The sequence below is a fragment of the Burkholderia sp. AU39826 genome, from assembly GCF_020419965.1.
GTDB classification, from domain to species: Bacteria; Pseudomonadota; Gammaproteobacteria; order Burkholderiales; family Burkholderiaceae; genus Burkholderia; species Burkholderia semiarida.
Genome location: NZ_JAIZQG010000019.1, coordinates 88,067 through 106,247 on the forward strand (window position 1 = coordinate 88,067; position 18,181 = coordinate 106,247).

An 18,181-nucleotide genomic window follows, 5' to 3' on the forward strand; every position below is an offset into this window, starting at 1 on the left:
GCGCGATGAACGTCGATTCGTCCTCCCCAGCCTCCCGCGGCCGTGGCCGCAAGATCTGGTCGGGCACCCGCCCGGTGATCGCGTACGGGATGCCGCCGCTCGGCTGGCGCGACTTCTATCACCGCGCGCTGACGGTGAGCTGGCCCGTGTTCTTCCTGTCGCTCGCGGTGCTGTTCCTGCTGCTCAACAGCGGCTTCGCGGCGCTCTACCTGCTCGGCCAGGCGCCGATCGCGAACCAGTCGCCGGCCGGCTTCGGCGGCGCGTTCTTCTTCAGCGTCGAGACGCTCGCGACCGTGGGCTACGGCGACATGCATCCGCAGACCGTTTATGCGCACCTCGTCGCGACGTTCGAGATCTTCGTCGGGATGTCGAGCATCGCGCTGGCCACGGGGCTCGTGTTCGCGCGGTTTTCTCGGCCGCAAGCGAAGATCCTGTTCGCGCGCCACGCGATCGTGCGGCCGCTGAACGGCCGGATGACGCTGATGGTGCGCGCCGCGAATGCCCGCCAGAACGTGATTGCCGAGGCGCAGGCGAAACTGCGGCTGATGCGCGTCGAAGGCACGCACGAGGGCTACTCGCTGCGCAAGATTCACGACCTGCCGCTCGTGCGCAACGAGCATCCGATCTTCCTGCTCGGCTGGAACCTGATGCACGTGATCGACGAGTCGAGCGCGCTGTTCGGCGAGACGCCCGAGTCGCTCGCCGCGCGCGACGCGCAATTGCTGATCACGATCGAGGGATCGGACGAGACGACCGCCCAGGTCATGCAGGCGCGCCATGTGTGGGTGCATGGCGACATCCGCTGGCATCACCGCTACGTCGACCTGATGCACGACGAGGACGGCATCACGCACATCGATTACACGCATTTTCACGACGTCGTGCCGATCGACGCCGATACCGACGAGCGCGGTTCGCCGGGCGTGGTGATCGACGCGGGTGCGCCGGGGCCGGGGCCGGGCGCACAGGCGTGATCGACGGCGGCCGGGCGCGGCCCCGTTGCGCGTCGAGCGTGCAGCAAGCGCGCTGCACGCGTGCGATGCTGCCCCAACCGAACGCGACGGGGTTGCCCGACGCGCCGGCGAATTTCTCGGCCATCGCCGGTTCGAGGCAGGGAGCGCGCGCCGCCGCTTGGGTACCGCTACCGGACAAACGGCTGTTGACCTTTTGCGACCTTTTTCTGGCGTCTATCTGGCTTTGGCGGCATCGAACAAGGAATTCGCAAAGTATCGCGCGGCTCAATGTGAATTCTCCGCTTCGCTGAGCGGCGGTGGAGCGGGTAACGCCCACGAAATGGGGCGCTTGGCCTGTGTCGCGGCACTCAACGGCGCACGCGTTGAGCAACTGCGCAACGCCGTATCCGACTTGCCGTCGAAGTAGCGCCGAAGCTTACGCCGGCCAGCCCCGGCCGGACGACATGCGAACGGACCGGTGCGACGATCGGCGGCGGCGCGACGGTCGGCGAGAACGCCGTGGTCGGCGCGGGTTCGGTCGTGATGCGGGAGGTTCCGCCGGATACGCTGGTCGGTGGAAATCCGGCGCAGATCATTCGATCAATTACCGAGTGACGATGGCTGACGGCCTCTTCAGCGGGGAGGTGAATGTGGACAACCGGCCCGCCGACCACTCTGAACGCTGTGGATGCGAACGGTGAGTGTATGGCTGGAGCCAGCATTGGCGGGACTTCCCCGCATTCGACACTGATCGAGGGCAGACGCATGAGCCGACGTTGCCGATGCGCTGGCCGCACATTCCTGCGCGGCGTCGGTTGTGGATATCCCGGTCCCGAATCACTCGCCACGCTGTGCTTTCCATCGGTGAGCGCGATGCAGGGTGTGGACAACCGCGCCCTGAACGACGAGAAATGCTGTGCTTTCGAAGGGTGAGTGTCGGCGGCCGATTGCGGGTGAGGCTTGCCTGGTGCGGATTTCCGGGCGTCGAGCGCGCGTCGCGCGGGAACGCGGGGGCGCCGCGCATTCTAACGGCACGCGCGGGTCGGCGATAGATCTGGATGCGTATCGCGGTGTGGATATCTCGTGGCCGAATTCACTCGCAACGCTGTGTATTTCAATGGTGAGCGTCGGAGGGGCGACCGAATGGCGTGTCCGTTCGTGATCTTCGGCACCGCCTCGAGCGGTTGCGCATTCTAACCGCACATGCGATCGCACGTTCCGTTCGAGTTCGTGCACCGATGTGGATAGCCGGTCGCCGAAGCCAGTCGACCTGCTGTGTATTTCAGCGGTGAGGGGGCGCGCGCATGCGGCGCGGCCGCGTCTGCGCGGATCCCGGTCCACGGAACGCAGCGTGGACGGGGGGGGGGCGCGGCTGTTCGCGCCGAGGCGCCGCCTTCGTGCGACCGGACGCCCATGCTCACCGTTGAATTTCACAGCGTCTCGACTGGCCTCGGGCGCGGTTGTCCACACTCGGATCGGCACCCTGGTTGGATCGTCGCGCCTCGCTCACCGCTGGAACTCACAGTGTTCGGTGTCGTCGCAGGGTCGAGCGATTCGCACCCGGGTCGGCGCACTCGTCTAATCGCTTGCCGTCTCTCACCACCGGAATTCACAGTGTTCAGGGTTGTCTCGGGGCGATCTGTCCACATCCGAATGGGTACCCTTGTTCGAGCGCGTGCCGCCGTTCACCATTGAAATTCACAGTGTTCAGAGTCGTCGCGGATCGGGCAATCCACGCCCGAATTGGCCCCCTTGTTCGAACGCGTGCCGTCGCTCACCATTGAAATTCACAGTGTTTGGAGTCGTCGTGGAGCGGGCGATCCACGCCTGAATCGGCGCCGTTGTTCGTGCGCTGTCGATGCTCACCATTGGGATTCACAGCGTTTGGAGTCGTCGCGGATCGGGCTGTCCACTCCCGAATCGGCATCGTCGTTCGAGCGCGTGCCATCACTCACCGTCGAAATTCACAGGGCTTTGAGTGTCTGCGGGTGGGTGATATCCACACCCGTACCGACCTCTCGTTCGACTACCCTACGGCACGCACGAGGCACGCACGAAGGGACGGACATGTGGATATCCTGCCGCCGAATCGACTCACGCCCCTGTGGATCGGAAGCTGAGCGCCAACGTCGCGGCGGCGACGCAGGCATCCGGCGGTGTGGATATCTCCTGCCGGCATCGACTCGTCGCGCTGTGGATTTCGACGGTGAGCGTCGCCGTCCGCATGAGCGGCGGACAGATCGAGGTGTGGACATCCTGCGCCCGACGCGACTCGAAACCCTGTGCGATCGAACGGTGAGCGCGATCACCCGCTCGGCCGACAGCCTCGGCATTGTGGACATCCCGCGCCCTCAATCACTCCAAACGCTGTGCATTCCATCGGTGAGCGCGCCGTCGTTTCCCGGCCCCAACCCTTGTCGCACGGGCCCCGAGCGGGCGCCGCCGGGCCCGCGGCCGGCGTCCCGCTCGTCACCCGCGATGTCGACGCAAGCGCTTCCCCATCCGGCCCAACCCCCGACCGCCACCCGCCACCCCGCGCGAAAACTCTCTCAAATCCCGGCAAAAACCTGCGCGGTTTTTCTCGCCGTGCACCGGTCCGAGCAAGATGAGGAAAAACATTCTCGGCCGCGCGCGAAAAAATAGAGCCATTCGCTGCCGCACTCATGCGTCACCCGGCGCCCCGCCGCGCACGGCCCAGAAAGCACCATCCGGAGACTTCCCCCCATGACCGCCCGCCTGCCCGTCGACGGCACGCCTGCCCTGTCCGACTACCGCCTGACCGACAACCTGACCGCGACGCGCGGCCGGATCTTCCTGACCGGCACGCAGGCGCTAATCCGCCTGCTGTTGATGCAGCGCACGGTCGACACCGAGCAGGGCCTCGACACGGCCGGCTTCGTCAGCGGCTATCGCGGCTCGCCGCTCGGCATGGTCGACCAGCAATTGTGGAAGGCGAAGAAACTGCTCGACGCCAGCGGCGTGCGCTTCCTGCCGGCGATCAACGAGGAACTCGGCGGCACCGCCGTGCTCGGCACGCAAAGGGTCGAGGCCGACCCCGAGCGCACGGTCGACGGCGTGTATGCGATGTGGTACGGCAAGGGGCCGGGCGTCGATCGCGCGGGCGACGCGCTGAAGCACGGCAACGCATACGGTTCGTCGCCGCACGGCGGCGTGCTGGTCGTCGCGGGCGACGACCATGGCTGCGTGTCGTCGTCGATGCCGCACCAGAGCGACTTCGCGATGATGGCGTGGCACATGCCGGTCGTGAACCCGTCGAACATCGCCGACATGCTCGAATTCGGCCTGTACGGCTGGGCGCTGTCGCGCTATTCGGGCGCGTGGGTCGGCTTCAAGGCGATCTCGGAAACGGTCGAATCGGGCTCCACCGTCGACCTCGATGCGTTGCAGACGCGCTGGCCGGCGCCGGAAGGCTTCACGCCGCCGGCAGGCGGCCTGCATAACCGCTGGCCCGACCTGCCGAGCCTGACGATCGAGGCGCGCCTCGCGGCGAAGCTCGACGCGGTCCGCCATTTCGCGCGCGCCAACAGCATCGACAAGTGGATCGCGCCGAGCGCGCACGCGAACGTCGGCATCGTCACCTGCGGCAAGGCGCACCTCGACCTGATGGAAGCGCTGCGCCGGCTCGACCTGACGGTGGCCGATCTCGACGCGGCCGGCGTGCGGATCTACAAGGTCGGCCTGTCGTATCCGCTCGAAATGACGCGCATCGAGACCTTCGTCGACGGGCTCGCCGAAGTGCTGGTGATCGAGGAGAAGGGCCCGGTCATCGAGCAGCAGATCAAGGATCACCTGTACAACCGCACCGAAGGCGCGCGCCCGCGCGTGCTCGGCAAGCACGACGCGGCCGGCGCGTGCCTGCTGTCCGAGCTCGGCGAACTGCGTCCGTCGCGCATCCTGCCGGTGTTCGCCGACTGGCTCGCGCGGCACAAGCCGGCGCTCGACCGCCGCGAGCGCGTCGTCGATCTCGTCGCGCCGCGGATCCTGTCGAACGAGGCCGACGCGGTGAAGCGCACGCCGTACTTCTGCTCGGGCTGCCCTCACAATACGTCGACGAAGGTGCCCGAAGGCTCGATCGCGCAGGCCGGCATCGGCTGCCACTTCATGGCGTCGTGGATGGACCGCGATACCACCGGCCTGATCCAGATGGGCGGCGAGGGCGTCGACTGGGCCGCGCACGCGATGTTCACCCACACGAAGCACGTGTTCCAGAACCTCGGCGACGGCACCTACTTCCACTCGGGTATCCTCGCGATCCGCCAGGCGGTCGCCGCGAAAGCGAACATCACGTACAAGATCCTCTACAACGACGCGGTCGCGATGACGGGCGGCCAGCCGGTCGACGGCAGCATCTCGGTGCCGCAGATCGCGCGGCAGGTCGAGGCCGAAGGCGTGTCGCGCTTCGTCGTCGTGTCCGACGAGCCGGAGAAGTACGACGGCCATCACGGGCAGTTCCCGACCGGCACGACGTTCCATCACCGCAGCGAACTCGATACGGTGCAGCGCGAATTGCGCGAGACGCCGGGCGTCACGGTGCTGATCTACGACCAGACCTGCGCGGCCGAGAAGCGCCGCCGCCGCAAGAAAGGCGAATTCCCCGACCCGGACAAGCGCCTGTTCATCAACGACGCGGTGTGCGAAGGCTGCGGCGACTGCGGCGTGCAGTCGAACTGCCTGTCGGTCGAGCCGCTCGAGACGCCGCTCGGCCGCAAGCGCCGCATCGATCAGTCGTCGTGCAACAAGGACTATTCGTGCGTGAACGGCTTCTGCCCGAGTTTCGTGACGGTCGAAGGCGCGGCGCTGAAGAAGGCGGCCGGCGCCGCGTTCGACGAAGCGGCGCTCGCCGCGCGCGTCGACGCGCTGCCGGTGCCGGCGACGCACCTCGACGCGGCGCCGTTCGACATGCTCGTGACGGGCGTCGGCGGCACCGGCGTCGTGACGGTCGGCGCGCTGATCAGCATGGCCGCGCACCTCGAAGGCAAGAGCGCATCGGTGCTCGACTTCATGGGCTTCGCGCAGAAGGGCGGCTCGGTGCTGTCGTTCGTGCGGATCGCGTCGAGCGACCGCTGGCTGAACCAGGTGCGCATCGACACGCAGCAGGCCGACGTGCTGCTCGCGTGCGACATGGTCGTCGGGGCGAGCGCGGAGGCGCTGCAGACGGTGCGCCACGCGCGCACGCGGATCGTCGTCAACACGCACCGGATCCCGAATGCATCGTTCGTGCAGAACCCCGACGCGAACCTGCATGCGGACGCGCTGCTCGAGAAGATGCATCACGCGGCCGGCGACGGCTACCTGTCGAGCTGCGACGCGCAAGCGCTCGCCGCGAAGTTCCTCGGCGATTCGATCGGCGCGAACATCCTGATGCTCGGCTACGCGTGGCAACTCGGCCTCGTGCCGGTGTCGCTCGCCGCGATGATGCGCGCGATCGAGCTGAACAACGTCGCGGTGCCGATGAACAAGCTCGCGTTCTCGATCGGCCGGATGGCGGCCGGCGATGCGGCCGGCCTCGACGCGCTGTGGAACGCGCGTCATGCGGTGGCCGCGCACGCCGCGCCGGAGACGCTCGCCGAGCTGATCGCCGATCGCGAAGCGCGTCTCGACGCTTACGGCGGCGCGCGCTACGTCGAGCGCTACCGCGCGCTGGTGAACGCGGCGCAGGCGAAGGGCGACGACACGCTGACGCGCGCGGTCGCGACGACGTTCTATCGGCTGCTCGCGGTGAAGGACGAATACGAAGTCGCGCGGCTGTACGCGGACGACGCGTTCCGCACGGCGCTCGAAGCGCAGTTCGAAGGCGTGCCGGGCCAGACGTACCGCGTGAAGTTCAACCTGGCGCCGCCCGCGGTCGCGAAGGCCGGCAGCGACGGCAGCACGCCGAAGAAGCGCGTGTTCGGCCAGTGGATGTGGCCGGTGCTCGGCATGCTGGCGCGCGTGCGCGGCCTGCGCGGCACGTGGCTCGATCCGTTCGGCCGCACGGTCGAGCGGAAGATGGAGCGCGCGCTGGCCGACGACTACGAGACCACGCTCACGCGTGCGTTCACCGCGATGACGGCCGGCAATGCGGCGCAGGTCGTGCAACTGGCCGACCTGCATGCCCGCGTGCGCGGCTTCGGCCACGTGAAGGTGCGCAATCTGGCTGGCGTGAAGCGCGCGGAACGCGAGCTTGCGTTGCAGCTCGGCATCGATGCGGCGACGAGCGCGGCCGTGCAGCATGCGCTCGACGAGATGAAGGGCGCGGGGATGTTGAAGGGGATTCCGGTCGTCGTCGCGAAGTAACGCGAGCGTGAGCGGACGTGAAAACGGCGACGCGGGTGCGTCGCCGTTTTTTGATGCCCCTCGGCGGCTGCGCGCGGGCCGCGGTCGATCCTTCAAAGAATGCCTTTCTTGCGCGTCGACAGCGCGGTTTCCGACAGGTCGATCTCGCGAAGCAGCTTCGTCAGCGTTTCGTCGGAAATCTTGCTGTCGCTGCGCAGCCGGTACAGCGCCGAGCGTTCCGCGCGCACGGCCGCGATCCGCATCTGCAATTCCATCGTTTCGGCCTGCTTCGCTTCCGCGCGCGGCGTGGGGCCGTCGTCGGCGAGCGCGGCGAGCCGGCGGCGATATTGGTCCATCACGCGTGCGGAGATGTCGGCGCAGCGGGCCGCGCCCGATTCGTCGAGATCGGCCGAAATGGCATCGTGCGACGAATCGATCGCGCGGATCGCGGCCTGCGCGGCGGCCGAGCGAGCGATGCGCTCCTCGTCGCCGAGCGGGTTGCGCGACGAGCGCACGCCGCGCAGCAGCAGCGGCAGGCCGATCACCGCGACGATCAGCGAGCCGAGGATCACGGACGACGCGATGAAGATCGCGGTGTCGCGGCCCGGCAGCGGTGCGCCGTCGGACAGCGCGACCGGGATCGACAGCACGCCGGCGAGCGTGACCGCGCCGCGCACGCCGCCCACCGTCATCACCGCGATCGTGCGCACGCCGGCCATCGTGCCGGCGAGGCCGCGACGCGCGGCGCGGCGGCTTGCGAACCAGCGCAGCAGCCATACCCACAGGAAGCGGATCGCGTACAGCGCGAGCATCATCGCGCCCACGTTGAAGATCATGCGGCCGACCAGCACGTCGCTCGTGTGGTGCGCGTCGACGAGCGCGCGGCCGATGATGTGCGGCAACTGCAGCCCGAGCATGATGAACACCATGCCGTTGAACACGAACTCGATCATCGCCCACGTGCTTTCGGCACGCACGCGCGACGCGACGGTGCTTTTGCGGGAGAAGCTCGTGTAGTTCATCATCATCCCGGCCGACACGGCCGCGAGCACGCCCGACAGGTCGAGATGCTCGGCGAACAGGTAGGCCGCGAACGGCACCAGCAGCGTCATCACGATGCCGGGCGCCGGGTCGCCTTCCTGCTCGGCGTTCAGGAAGCGCGTCGACAGCGCGCTGAACAACCACGCGACGATCGCCCCCGTCGCGAGCCCGCCGGCCGCGACGATCACGAACGTGACCGACGCGGCGCGCAGCGAGAACACGCCCGTCAGCGCGGCCGCGATCGCGAACTTCAGTGCGACGAGGCCCGACGCGTCGTTCATCAGCGCCTCGCCTTCGAGAATGTGCATCAGTTGCGGCGGAATGCGACCCTTGCCGGCGATGCCCGACAGCGCGACCGCGTCGGTCGGCGACAGCACGGCCGCGAGCGCGAACGCGATCGGCAGCGGCAACTCGGGAATCAGCCAGTGTGCGAAGTAGCCGACCGCGAGTACCGTCATGAACACGAGCCCGAACGCGAGCATCAGGATCGCGCGGCGCTGCAGGTAAAGCTCGCGCTTCGGAATCCGCCAGCCGTCCGCGAACAGCAGCGGCGGGATGAACAGCAGCATGAAGATCTCGGGGTCGAACGTGACGTGCAGGTTCAGCTTCGGCCACGCGAGCATCGCGCCGAACGCGATCTGCATCAGCGGCAGCGGCAGTTGCAACGGGAGGATGCGCGTGACGGCGCCGGATAGCGCGACGGTCAGCAGCAGAATGAGGACGGTGAAGACGATTTCCATCGAGACGGCGGATGCGGGGAATGAAACGATCGTACGGAGTGTAGCGTGCCGACGTAACGGATGCGTTCGAGCGGCCGGTGCGTGCGCACGGAAACGGTGCGCGGATGGCGCGCCACGATGGTGCGGCGGCGCGGCGCGGCCATGCGGCGCATGGGTTCCGCACGCCTTGCACGGAGCTTGCTTGAAGGTGGGCAGCCGCCCGGCACGTGTCGGGCAACCGAGGGTCCAACCATGACATTGCGCGCGCCGTCCCGGTCGTCGTCCATGACGCCGGACGTCGCGTTCGACTGCACCACCAGGAGGAAGGCATGACGATCGTGCAACAGGAGCGTCCGGCCGCCGCGTCGCCGTACCGGTTCGAGCGGGAGATGAGCTCCGGCTTCGAACGGCTCGCGACGCAGCACCGCGACCTGACGCTCACGACCGTGTTCCAGCCGATATTCAGCCTGTCGCACCAGCGCGCGGTCGGCTACGAGGCGCTGCTGCGCGCGCACGATGCGCTCGACCGCGCCGTGTCGCCGCTCGACGTGTTCGGCGAAGCCGCGCGCCAGGGCGAACTGCTGCAACTCGACCGGCTCGCGCAGGCGCTGCATCTGGAGAACTTCGCGCTGCTCGGCGCCGAGCGCGAGTGGCTGTTTCTCAACGTCCATCCGGGCGTGCTCACCGATCCGTTCCAGGCGGCCGCGCTGCTCGCGAACCTGAAGCGGCTCGGCATGCCGCCGCGGCGCATCGTGCTCGAAGTGCTCGAACAGCGCGCGGACGACGTCGAGCGGCTCGCGGAGGCCGTGCGCGAGTTCCGCACGCACGGCTTCCTGATCGCGCTCGACGATTTCGGCGCGGGCCACTCGAATCTCGAGCGGATCTGGCAATTGAACCCGGACATCGTGAAGCTCGACCGGATCATGCTGTCGCACGCGGCGCACCGTACGGGGCTCACCGCGATCCTGCACGGGCTCGTGACGCTGTTGCACGAGGCCGGCAAGCTCGTGCTCGTCGAAGGGATCGAGACCGAGCACGAAGCGCAGATCGCGCTGTCGTGCGAGGCCGACTTCGTGCAGGGCTACTACTTCGGCCGCCCGGCGCCGGGGCTGCCCGACAGCGCGACCGCGACCGGCTGCATCGGCGAGCTGACCGAGCGCTATCGTCAGCAGACCGAAGCGCGCGAGCGGCGCGACGCGCAGCGGCTCGCACCGTACCTGCGCGCGTTCGAACGGGCCGCCGAGCGCCTCGAGGCCGGCGAGCCGCTCGACGAGGTGTGCTGGAACTTCCTCGCGCTCGACGCGGCCGCGCGCTGCTTCCTGCTCGATGCGCACGGCCGGCAGTCGGGCCGCAACGTCGTGCTGCGCGCCGATCGCGCGCTGGCCGAGGCGCGCTTTTCGCCGCTGGCCGACGCGCAGGGCGCGAACTGGCTGCGCCGGCCGTATTTCCGCTCGGCGATCGCCGAACCGGGGCGCGTGCAGGTCACGCGGCCGTACCTGTCGATCAACGAGGCGCAGCCGTGCGTGACGCTGTCGGTGGCCGTGCGCGTCGGCGACGCGCAGCGCGTGCTGTGCGGCGACATCGACTGGATCGACGAGGACGCGCAAGTCGCGTAGCGAGGTGCGGCTCGCACGCGGCGAGCGGCCGCGCCGTTCCGGTTCGTGCCCGCCACGGCGGTGACGGCGGTGTCCGCGCGCGTCGGCGTGTGGCGCGTGCGGCGCGGCGGAAATACGCGGCGGAAGTACGCGGCGGAAGTACGCGGCGGAAGTACGCGGCCGCCGGCACGCTGGCGTCCGTCACGCGGCTCGGCTAGGATGCGCGAATTGTCCTGACGATTCGCAAGCCGCCATGAACCGACCCGCTGCTTCTTCCGTCCTCCTCGAAGTGATCGCCACGACCGTCGGCGATGCAAGGACCGCCGCCCGCGCGGGCGCCGACCGCCTCGAACTCGTGACCGCGATCACCGAAGGCGGGCTGACGCCGAGCGTCGGCCTGATCGAGGCCGTCGTGGCCGCCGTGCCGATTCCCGTCAACGTGATCGTGCGTCCGCACAGCCGCTCGTTCGTCTATGACGCCGACGACATGCGCGCGATCGAGCGCGACGTGCGTGCGGCCGTCGCGGCCGGCGCGAACGGCGTCGTGTTCGGCGCGCTCGACGCGCGCGGCGACATCGATCTCGGCTCGCTGGCCCGCATCGCGGCCGCCGCGGACGGGCGCGCGCTCACGTTCCACCGTGCGTTCGACGTCGCGCGCGACCTGAACGCCGCGTTCGATGCGCTGCTGCGCGTGCCGGCCGTCACGTCCGTGCTGACGTCGGGCGGCCATCCGTCGGTGCTCGACGCGGCCGCGACGATCACGCGGCTCGTGCGGCAGGCGGCAGGCACGACCTGCACGGTGCTGGCCGGTTCGGGGCTCACGATCGATGCGGTCGGCGATTTCGTTCGCGCCACCGGCGTGCGCGCGGTGCATTTCGGCTCGGGCGTGCGGCCGCGCGGCGAGGTGCTGGCACCCGTCGACGGGCAGCGCGTCGAGCGCGTGCGCGCGGCGCTCGACGGCGCGGCGTCGCACGTGTGATGCGCTCGCCGAAGCTGCGGGTTGGCTCGTCGAGAAAACGCTCGATTCGAGACACGCGGAGCGACCCGGTGCAGACGATCGGATGAAAAAAGCCGGGGCATGCCCCGGCTTTCTCGTTGGCGGGCGCGGCGCGCCGGCCGCTACCGCTTACGCGTGTTCCGCCAGCGCGTCGGCCTGGCTCGCGCGGATGCCGAGGCGCTCGAACAGCGCGCGGTCGCGCTGCGTCTGCGGGTTGCTGGTCGTCAGCAACTGGTCGCCGTAGAACATCGAGTTCGCGCCGGCGAGGAAGCACATCGCCTGCATCGCGTCGTCGAGCTGCTCGCGGCCGGCCGACAGGCGCACGACGGCCTTCGGCATCGTGATGCGCGCGACCGCGATCGTGCGCACGAACTCGAACGGATCGAGCGGCGCGGTGCCTTCGAGCGGCGTGCCTTCGATCGCGACGAGGTTGTTGATCGGCACCGATTCCGGATACGGGTTCAGATTCGCGAGCTGCGAGATCAGCCCCGCACGTTCGCGGCGCGACTCGCCCATCCCGATGATGCCGCCGCAGCACACGTTGATGCCCGCGTCGCGCACGCGGTCGAGCGTGTCGAGGCGGTCCTGGTACGTGCGCGTCGAGATCACCTGGCCGTAGAACTCCGGCGACGTGTCGAGGTTGTGGTTGTAGTAGTCGAGGCCCGCGTCGGCGAGCTGCCGGGCCTGCTCGTCTTCCAGCATGCCGAGCGTCATGCAGGTCTCGAGGCCGAGCTCCTTCACGCCGCGCACCATCTCGGTCAGCGCCGGCATGTGGCGCTCCTTCGGATTGCGCCACGCGGCGCCCATGCAGAAGCGGCTCGCGCCGTTCGCCTTCGCCGCGCGCGCGGCGTCGAGCACCGCGTCGACGTCCATCAGCTTCTCGGCCTTCAGGCCCGTGTCGTGATGCGACGACTGCGAGCAGTAGCCGCAATCTTCCTCGCAGCCGCCCGTCTTGATCGACAGCAGCGTCGAGAGTTGCACCGCGTTCGCGTCGAAGTGCTCGCGATGCACCTGCTGCGCGCGGAACATCAGGTCGTTGAACGGCAGCTCGAACAGCGCGACGACGTCGGCGACGCGCCAGCGCTGCGGCGCCGGAGCGGCCACGGGGATCGCGTCGGGTTGCACGGCGGCGGTCTGGGCTTGGGTCATTTCTTTTTCCTGTCCTGGGCGGGATTGGGGGATCGGTTGGGTCAAGGCCGCGCGGCGCGCAGCGACTCGACGAGCGCGGCGATGTCGAGCATCGCCGCGGCGGATTCGGGGGCGGCCGGCGTCAGGTGCGCGATGCGGCCGATCAGCGGCGCGCGGTGCTCGCGCGCGAGCCAGTCGCCAATCGTCGCGACGTTCTCGTCGGCGAACGACATCGCCGGGTCGACGTGGTTCGCGACCCAGCCCGCGAGCGTGAGGCCGCGCTGGCGAATCGCATCGGCCGTCAGCAGCGCGTGGCTGATGCAGCCGAGCCGGACGCCGACGACGAGCACGACGGGCAGGCCGAGCGCGACCGCGAGATCGGCGGTGTCCTGCGTGTCGTTCAGCGGCACGCGAAAGCCGCCGACGCCTTCGACGACGACGACGTCCGCGCGCGTCAGCGCTTCGCGATGGCACGCGACGATCGTGTCGAGGTCGAGCGTCACGCCTTCGCGCGCGGCGACGATATGCGGCGCGGCCGGCGCTTTCAGCAGGAACGGCGTGCGCAGCTCGGGCGGCAGCACGACGTTCGCAGCGGCGTCGAGCTGGTCGGCGTCCTCGTTGCGCCACACGCCGTCGCGTTCGTACGCGCCGGCCGCGACCGGCTTCAGCGCGGCCGCGCGCAGGCCGTGCCGCGCGAAGCCGTGCAGCATCGCGGCCGACACGAAGGTCTTGCCGATTTCGGTGTCGGTGCCGGTCACGAAGACGGAGAGCGGGGCGGTCATGCTGCAGCCTCCTCGCTGGCCTGGATCAACGCGGCTTCGAGCCTGGCGAGATCGTCGAACGAATGCGCGGCCGACAGCGACACGCGTAGCCGCGACGTGCCGGCCGGCACCGTCGGCGGCCGGATCGCGGGCACCCACAGGCCGTGCGCGTCGAGCGCGCGCATCGCGGCGAGCGTCGCGTCGTTGCTGCCGATCACGAGCGGCTGCACGGCCGTGTGCGAATCGACCGGCTGCCAGCGCGTGTTGCGCAGCAGCGCGCGCGTGCGTTCGATCAGCGCGGCGAGGTGCGCGCGGCGCGCGTCGCCTTCGTCGCCCGCGATCACCTTCAGGCTCGCCGATACCGCATGCGCGACGGCCGGCGGCGCGGCGGTCGTGAAGATGTAGCTGCGCGCACGCTGGATCAGCCATTCGATCACGGTCTCGTGCGCGATCACGAACGCGCCGGCGACACCGGCCGCCTTGCCGAGCGTGCCGACGTACACGAGATGCGCCGAACGCAGCGCAGCGGCCGCGAGCGCGCCGCGACCCTGCGGGCCGAGCACGCCGAAGCCGTGCGCATCGTCGACCACGAGCCACGCGCCGTGGCGCTCGGCCAGCGCGACGAGTTCGGCGAGCGGCGCGACATCGCCGTCCATGCTGAACACGGTGTCGCTGACGATCAGCTTCGTTTCGGCATCCGATGCGTCGAGCAGCGCGGCGAGCGCGGCCGTATCGGCGTGCGGATAGACCTGCACGTTCGCGCGCGACAGCCGCATGCCGTCGATCAGCGACGCGTGGTTCAGCGCGTCGGAGAAGATCGTCGCGCTCTTGCCGGCGAGCGCGGTCATCGCCGCGAGGTTCGCCATGTAGCCGGTGCTGAAGTACAGCGCGCGCGGCGCGTCGGAGAAGCCGCCCGCGAAGCCCGCGAGTTCGTCCTCGAGCCGGGCGTGCGCGCGCGAATGGCCGCCGAGCAGGTGCGAGCCGCCGCTGCCGGAGCCGTAGCGCTGCGCGCCTTCCGCGAACGCGGCGACGAGCGCCGGATGCGCGGCGAGGCCGAGGTAGTCGTTGCTCGCGAAGCCGACGATCTCGCGGCCGTTCACGGTCATGCGCGCGTCGCACGCGGTGTCGGCGATGCGGCGCACGCGGCGCAGCCCTTGCGCGTCGAGGTCGGCGAGGCCGCGTTGCAGGGTGTCGAGCAGGCTCATCGGCCGAGATCCTCCAGCGTGGCGTCGAGCGTGTCGCGCGTGCGCCGCGCGAGCCACGCGATGTCGTCGTCGCTCATCACGTACGGCGGCATCAGGTACACGGTCGTGCCGATCGGGCGCAGCAGCAGTTCACGTTCGAGCGCGCGCTCGAAGAAGCGCCGCGAGAAGCCACGCGCCGCGTCGCCGTCGAGCGCGGCGTCGAACGCGAACAGCGTGCCGCGCTCGCGCAGGTGGCGTACGTGCGGATGGGCGCCCAGCGGTGCGAGCGCCGCGCGCAGCGTCGCCGATTTGCGGGCGTTGCTCGCGAGCACGTCGTCGCGCGCGAACAGGTCGAGCGTCGCGAGCGCCGCGCGGCACGCGAGCGGGTTGCCCGTGTACGAATGCGAGTGCAGGAAACCGCGCGTCGTGTCGTCGTCGTAGAACGCCGCGAACACGTCGTCGCGCGTGAGCACCAGCGACAGCGGCAGGTAGCCGCCGCTGATTCCTTTCGACAGGCACATGAAATCGGGCCAGACGCCCGCCTGTTCGCACGCGAAGAAGGTGCCCGTGCGGCCGCAGCCCACCGCGATCTCGTCGGCGATCAGGTGCACGCCGAATTCGTCGCACAGTGCGCGCAGCCCGCGCACGTACGACGGATCGTGCATGGCCATGCCGGCCGCGCACTGCACGAGCGGCTCGACGATCAGCGCGGCGATCCGGTCGCCGCGTTCGACGAACAGGCGCCGCACGTCCGCGAGCGCGCGGCCCGCGACGTCGGCGGCCGTCTCGCCCGGCAGCGCGCCGCGCGCATCGGGCGACGCGACCACGTGAGCGTGGCGGATCAGTGGGTCGTACGCATCCTTGAACAGCGCGACGTCGGTCACGCCGAGCGCGCCGATTGTCTCGCCGTGATAGCTGTTCGCGACGCAGACGAATTCCTGCTTGTTCGCGCGGCCGCGGTTGCGCCACGCGTGGAAGCTCATCTTCAGCGCGATCTCGACGGCCGACGCGCCGTCCGACGCGAAGAACGCATGGCCGAGCGTGCGGGCGGTCAGCGCGTGCAGCCGTTCGGCGAGCTCGATCGCCGGTTCGTGCGTGCAGCCGGCGAGCATCGCGTGCTCGAGCGTGTCGAGCTGGTCCTTCAGCGCCGCGTTGATGTCCGGGTTCGCATGGCCGAACAGGTTGACCCACCACGAGCTGATCGCGTCGAAGTAGCGGCGGCCGTCACGGTCGACCAGCCACACGCCCGCGCCGCGCGCGACGGGGACGAGCGGCAGGCGCTCGTGATGCTTCATCTGGGTGCAGGGGTGCCAGACCGCGCGCAGGCTGCGCGCGACCCAGTCGTCGGTGGCTGGCGTACTCAAGGCGACTCCGGGGGGTAAAACGGCCGCGCGGTATCGACGGGCGCCGCGCGGCGGGATACGAAACGCGCAGAGATTAGCGTGTTCCGCCGGACGTTGCACTAGCGGTTACAAACGCCGCACAGCCTTGCTGGGCGGGAGTTCGGCGCAGTTCGGGGGTGCTCGGAACGGAACGCGGCGGATCGGCCGAAATGCACGCAGATGACGACGGTCGAGTGACACCGCCCGACAGAAAAAAATCGCGGGGCGGGCGCGGCCGGGCAGCGAAATATGGGGAAGGATGATTGTGCGGTGTTGGCGGCGACAAGGGGCCGAACTTGCTGCGCGCAGGGGCCCGGTCGACGCGGCGGCGCAACGCCGGACGACTGAACGAAATCGAGCGGGCAGGTTCAGGGCAATGCTTTGCGAAGTGCCGCGTCGGCCACGTGGTCGATGTGACGGAACGCCGGCGCAATCTTGTCGACTTCCTTGTCAGGCACGCCATGCTCTTCGAAACACGTCTTCCATTCGCGTGTCGGTTGCCAGACTTCAGCAATCGCGAGTCCGGCGTCTGATTTCGAAAGGCCGAATGCATCCCGGGCATTGAACGCGTTGTCCAGTGTGGCGAGCCGGCCTTGCGGCCCGATGCCGAGGTGCAGATAGCGCTCGTGTGCACTGCTCGGCCGGGGCAGAACATCGTATAACGGGCTGAGGCGCCAGCCCGGGAGGCGTGGGTCGCGAATGAATCCGTGGTTGCGCAAATGGTCGTCGTCGTTGCTCACGAGGATGTTAAAGACCATCCGCTTGAACAGTTCCCTGTTGTCGGCTCGAATGGCGTCCATGTGCCCATGCTGCCGGATTGCATGAGCCACATCCTGATAACTTTTCTCCATCGATTCCATCTCGGAACAGCCGACCAGTGTCAATGCGCTCGCGAAGGGCACTCTTCGCTCGGTTGCCCCGGCACGGGGATGCAGATATAGCGCATCGTCCCCTCGAAGGGTTTCGAATTCGGGGTGAGTCCAGTACCGATCGAATCGGCGGATCAACATGACTTGCCGGCCGCCGACGTCGACGATGCGGGTGGGTGGGACCCGAATGCCGCACCGGGCCGCAAGACGAAGCGTGGCCTCTTCGATGACCGTTACGTTCAGCCGGTCGCTACGACTCGGGAATTTGGCCAGCCAAAGCACGCTGTTTTCGTCCCGCACCGTAGCCTTTGGCCGGGCGCCGCCGAGGCCGCTGCCCTGTACGAAGATGGCTTCGAGTTCGGCTGGCACGGGCTCGCCTTCCTCGATGCGCGCTGCCGAATCGATCAGATACTCGAGCCTGTGCAGGCCATTGCCGGCTTGCGGGCCTGGAGGGGTGTCCAGATTCTCCCGGATATCGAGCGCACCAATACGCTGACTGCCCGCGTGGAGAAGATAGGTGGATTCGGGCAGTGTGTTGGCCCTGACTTTGAGTTTGGCTTCGATGACGCGTCGCCCCCATGCATCGGGCGCGGCGTCGCGAATACCGCCGAACTGCGTCAACCCGCCCGTCGGGAAGTTCATCTTGCCGCGTATCTCGTTCTTTCTCGCGAGACTCAGGCTCACCGGGTCGATTTCGATGGCGTTGGCCCGGTCGATATAGCGCAAGCCGTATGCGAAGCTCGATGCCTGCAGATTGGCACCGTCTTCGGTCATCTGGAGCAGGCCGGCGGGTGCCCAGTCATCGTCGAGATAGGCAAACACGGCGAGTCTTTTGACGACGGCGACCATCAGAAATCAAGATCCTTGAGTTCATTGTCCGTGAGAGATCGTACGCGTCGACTGCGTTCTCGGGCAGCCTGTGTCTTGAGCGACGGGTCTGTTCCGGAGAGCAGTTCCAGCAGGGTGGTTCCCGGCGCAATCGCATCGAGATACCGAAGCCACTGCCCCAGCGCGACGCCAGGATCGCCTTTCTCGATGCGATAGGCGGTATTGCGCGAGAGCCCGGCGCGGGTGGCCGCCTCGTTCTGCTGAACGCGCCGTGAGATGCGCAGACGGGTGAGTGCTTCTCCAACGCGCGCAGCTTCCGCGAGGGCGGCTGGGCTGGCGGCTACAGCTTGATTGACCTTCATGCTCGTAAAATCGATCATTAAGTCGATTGTGATCGAAATAACGAACATCATAGATCATGCCGGCGCGAATTCAAGTCGATTGCTCG

Annotated in this window: 13 protein-coding genes and 2 pseudogenes; 7 read left to right on the forward strand and 8 right to left on the reverse strand. The window is 68.5% G+C overall.

What is annotated here, in order from left to right; all coding sequences use genetic code 11:
* Nucleotides 1–5: 5 nt before the first annotated feature.
* Nucleotides 6–974 carry an ion channel gene (locus LGM42_RS25855; protein ID WP_059641309.1) on the forward strand — a complete coding sequence of 323 codons (969 nt, stop codon included), beginning with the start codon at nt 6–8 and terminating at the stop codon, nt 972–974.
* A gap of 46 nt (nt 975–1,020) precedes the next feature.
* On the opposite strand, the pseudogene LGM42_RS25860 reads toward LGM42_RS25855, so the two are convergent.
* Nucleotides 1,021–1,113 (reverse strand): annotated as a pseudogene (locus tag LGM42_RS25860) (glutathione S-transferase); the annotation flags it as partial.
* An 84-nt stretch (nt 1,114–1,197) separates the two neighbouring features.
* On the opposite strand from LGM42_RS25860, the gene LGM42_RS25865 reads away from it, so the two are divergent.
* From LGM42_RS25865 to LGM42_RS25880, 4 genes and pseudogenes are all read left to right on the forward strand, one after another.
* Nucleotides 1,198–1,380: a lysozyme inhibitor LprI family protein gene (locus LGM42_RS25865; protein ID WP_226225923.1), complete on the forward strand. Its 183-nt coding sequence runs from the start codon at nt 1,198–1,200 to the stop codon at nt 1,378–1,380.
* 50 nt (nt 1,381–1,430) lie between these two features.
* Nucleotides 1,431–1,568 (forward strand): annotated as a pseudogene (locus LGM42_RS25870) (acyltransferase); the annotation flags it as partial.
* A gap of 1,489 nt (nt 1,569–3,057) precedes the next feature.
* Nucleotides 3,058–3,252, forward strand: coding sequence for a hypothetical protein (locus LGM42_RS25875; RefSeq protein ID WP_060317055.1), 195 nt, complete (start codon nt 3,058–3,060; stop codon nt 3,250–3,252).
* Nucleotides 3,253–3,677: 425 nt separating this feature from the next.
* Nucleotides 3,678–7,250 (forward strand): indolepyruvate ferredoxin oxidoreductase family protein, encoded by a 3,573-nt coding sequence (locus LGM42_RS25880; protein WP_226233661.1) that lies wholly within the window; start codon nt 3,678–3,680, stop codon nt 7,248–7,250.
* 92 nt (nt 7,251–7,342) lie between these two features.
* Here LGM42_RS25880 and LGM42_RS25885 read toward each other — a convergent pair whose 3' ends face one another.
* Nucleotides 7,343–9,010: a Na+/H+ antiporter gene (locus LGM42_RS25885; RefSeq protein ID WP_059585407.1), complete on the reverse strand. Its 1,668-nt coding sequence runs from the start codon at nt 9,008–9,010 to the stop codon at nt 7,343–7,345.
* A 308-nt stretch (nt 9,011–9,318) separates the two neighbouring features.
* Between LGM42_RS25885 and LGM42_RS25890 the strand changes: the two genes are divergently transcribed.
* Together LGM42_RS25890 and LGM42_RS25895 are read left to right on the forward strand one after the other, a co-directional pair.
* Nucleotides 9,319–10,605 (forward strand): EAL domain-containing protein, encoded by a 1,287-nt coding sequence (locus tag LGM42_RS25890; RefSeq protein WP_059585406.1) that lies wholly within the window; start codon nt 9,319–9,321, stop codon nt 10,603–10,605.
* Between the two features lie 232 nt (nt 10,606–10,837).
* Nucleotides 10,838–11,563, forward strand: a complete 726-nt coding sequence (locus tag LGM42_RS25895; RefSeq protein ID WP_060317045.1) for a copper homeostasis protein CutC — start codon at nt 10,838–10,840, stop codon at nt 11,561–11,563.
* Between the two features lie 147 nt (nt 11,564–11,710).
* Here LGM42_RS25895 and bioB read toward each other — a convergent pair whose 3' ends face one another.
* The 6 genes from bioB to LGM42_RS25925 all read right to left on the reverse strand — a co-directional run bounded on the left by bioB (nt 11,711) and on the right by LGM42_RS25925 (nt 18,146).
* The gene (gene bioB / locus LGM42_RS25900) at nt 11,711–12,730 is read right to left on the reverse strand and encodes a biotin synthase BioB (RefSeq protein WP_059585403.1); all 1,020 of its coding nucleotides are present in this window, start codon (nt 12,728–12,730) and stop codon (nt 11,711–11,713) included.
* Between the two features lie 41 nt (nt 12,731–12,771).
* A complete protein-coding gene (bioD, locus tag LGM42_RS25905; protein WP_059585402.1) occupies nt 12,772–13,491 on the reverse strand; it encodes a dethiobiotin synthase in 720 nt (239 codons plus the stop codon).
* Nucleotides 13,488–14,675, reverse strand: a complete 1,188-nt coding sequence (bioF, locus tag LGM42_RS25910; protein ID WP_226233663.1) for an 8-amino-7-oxononanoate synthase — start codon at nt 14,673–14,675, stop codon at nt 13,488–13,490. Before bioF ends, bioD begins: the two co-directional genes overlap by 4 nt.
* Nucleotides 14,672–16,018: an adenosylmethionine--8-amino-7-oxononanoate transaminase gene (bioA, locus tag LGM42_RS25915; protein WP_226233665.1), complete on the reverse strand. Its 1,347-nt coding sequence runs from the start codon at nt 16,016–16,018 to the stop codon at nt 14,672–14,674. The genes bioF and bioA overlap by 4 nt, the downstream gene beginning before the upstream one ends.
* Nucleotides 16,019–16,404: 386 nt before the next feature.
* On the reverse strand, nt 16,405–17,754 hold the full coding sequence (locus LGM42_RS25920) for a type II toxin-antitoxin system HipA family toxin (protein ID WP_226233666.1): 1,350 nt from the start codon (nt 17,752–17,754) through the stop codon (nt 16,405–16,407).
* On the reverse strand, nt 17,754–18,146 hold the full coding sequence (locus tag LGM42_RS25925) for a helix-turn-helix domain-containing protein (protein ID WP_226233669.1): 393 nt from the start codon (nt 18,144–18,146) through the stop codon (nt 17,754–17,756). The genes LGM42_RS25920 and LGM42_RS25925 overlap by 1 nt, the downstream gene beginning before the upstream one ends.
* Between the last annotated feature and the right edge of the window lie 35 nt (nt 18,147–18,181).

Excerpts from the sequence above, each read along its gene's own strand:
- bioD (WP_059585402.1), bottom strand. The coding sequence starts at position 13,491 with ATGACCGCCCCGCTCTCCGTCTTCGTGACCGGCACCGACACCGAAATC.
- LGM42_RS25855 (WP_059641309.1), top strand. The coding sequence starts at position 6 with ATGAACGTCGATTCGTCCTCCCCAGCCTCCCGCGGCCGTGGCCGCAAG.
- bioB (WP_059585403.1), bottom strand. The coding sequence starts at position 12,730 with ATGACCCAAGCCCAGACCGCCGCCGTGCAACCCGACGCGATCCCCGTG.
- LGM42_RS25925 (WP_226233669.1), bottom strand. The coding sequence starts at position 18,146 with ATGATGTTCGTTATTTCGATCACAATCGACTTAATGATCGATTTTACG.
- LGM42_RS25895 (WP_060317045.1), top strand. The coding sequence starts at position 10,838 with ATGAACCGACCCGCTGCTTCTTCCGTCCTCCTCGAAGTGATCGCCACG.
- LGM42_RS25880 (WP_226233661.1), top strand. The coding sequence starts at position 3,678 with ATGACCGCCCGCCTGCCCGTCGACGGCACGCCTGCCCTGTCCGACTAC.
- LGM42_RS25885 (WP_059585407.1), bottom strand. The coding sequence starts at position 9,010 with ATGGAAATCGTCTTCACCGTCCTCATTCTGCTGCTGACCGTCGCGCTA.
- bioF (WP_226233663.1), bottom strand. The coding sequence starts at position 14,675 with ATGAGCCTGCTCGACACCCTGCAACGCGGCCTCGCCGACCTCGACGCG.
- LGM42_RS25920 (WP_226233666.1), bottom strand. The coding sequence starts at position 17,754 with ATGGTCGCCGTCGTCAAAAGACTCGCCGTGTTTGCCTATCTCGACGAT.
- LGM42_RS25890 (WP_059585406.1), top strand. The coding sequence starts at position 9,319 with ATGACGATCGTGCAACAGGAGCGTCCGGCCGCCGCGTCGCCGTACCGG.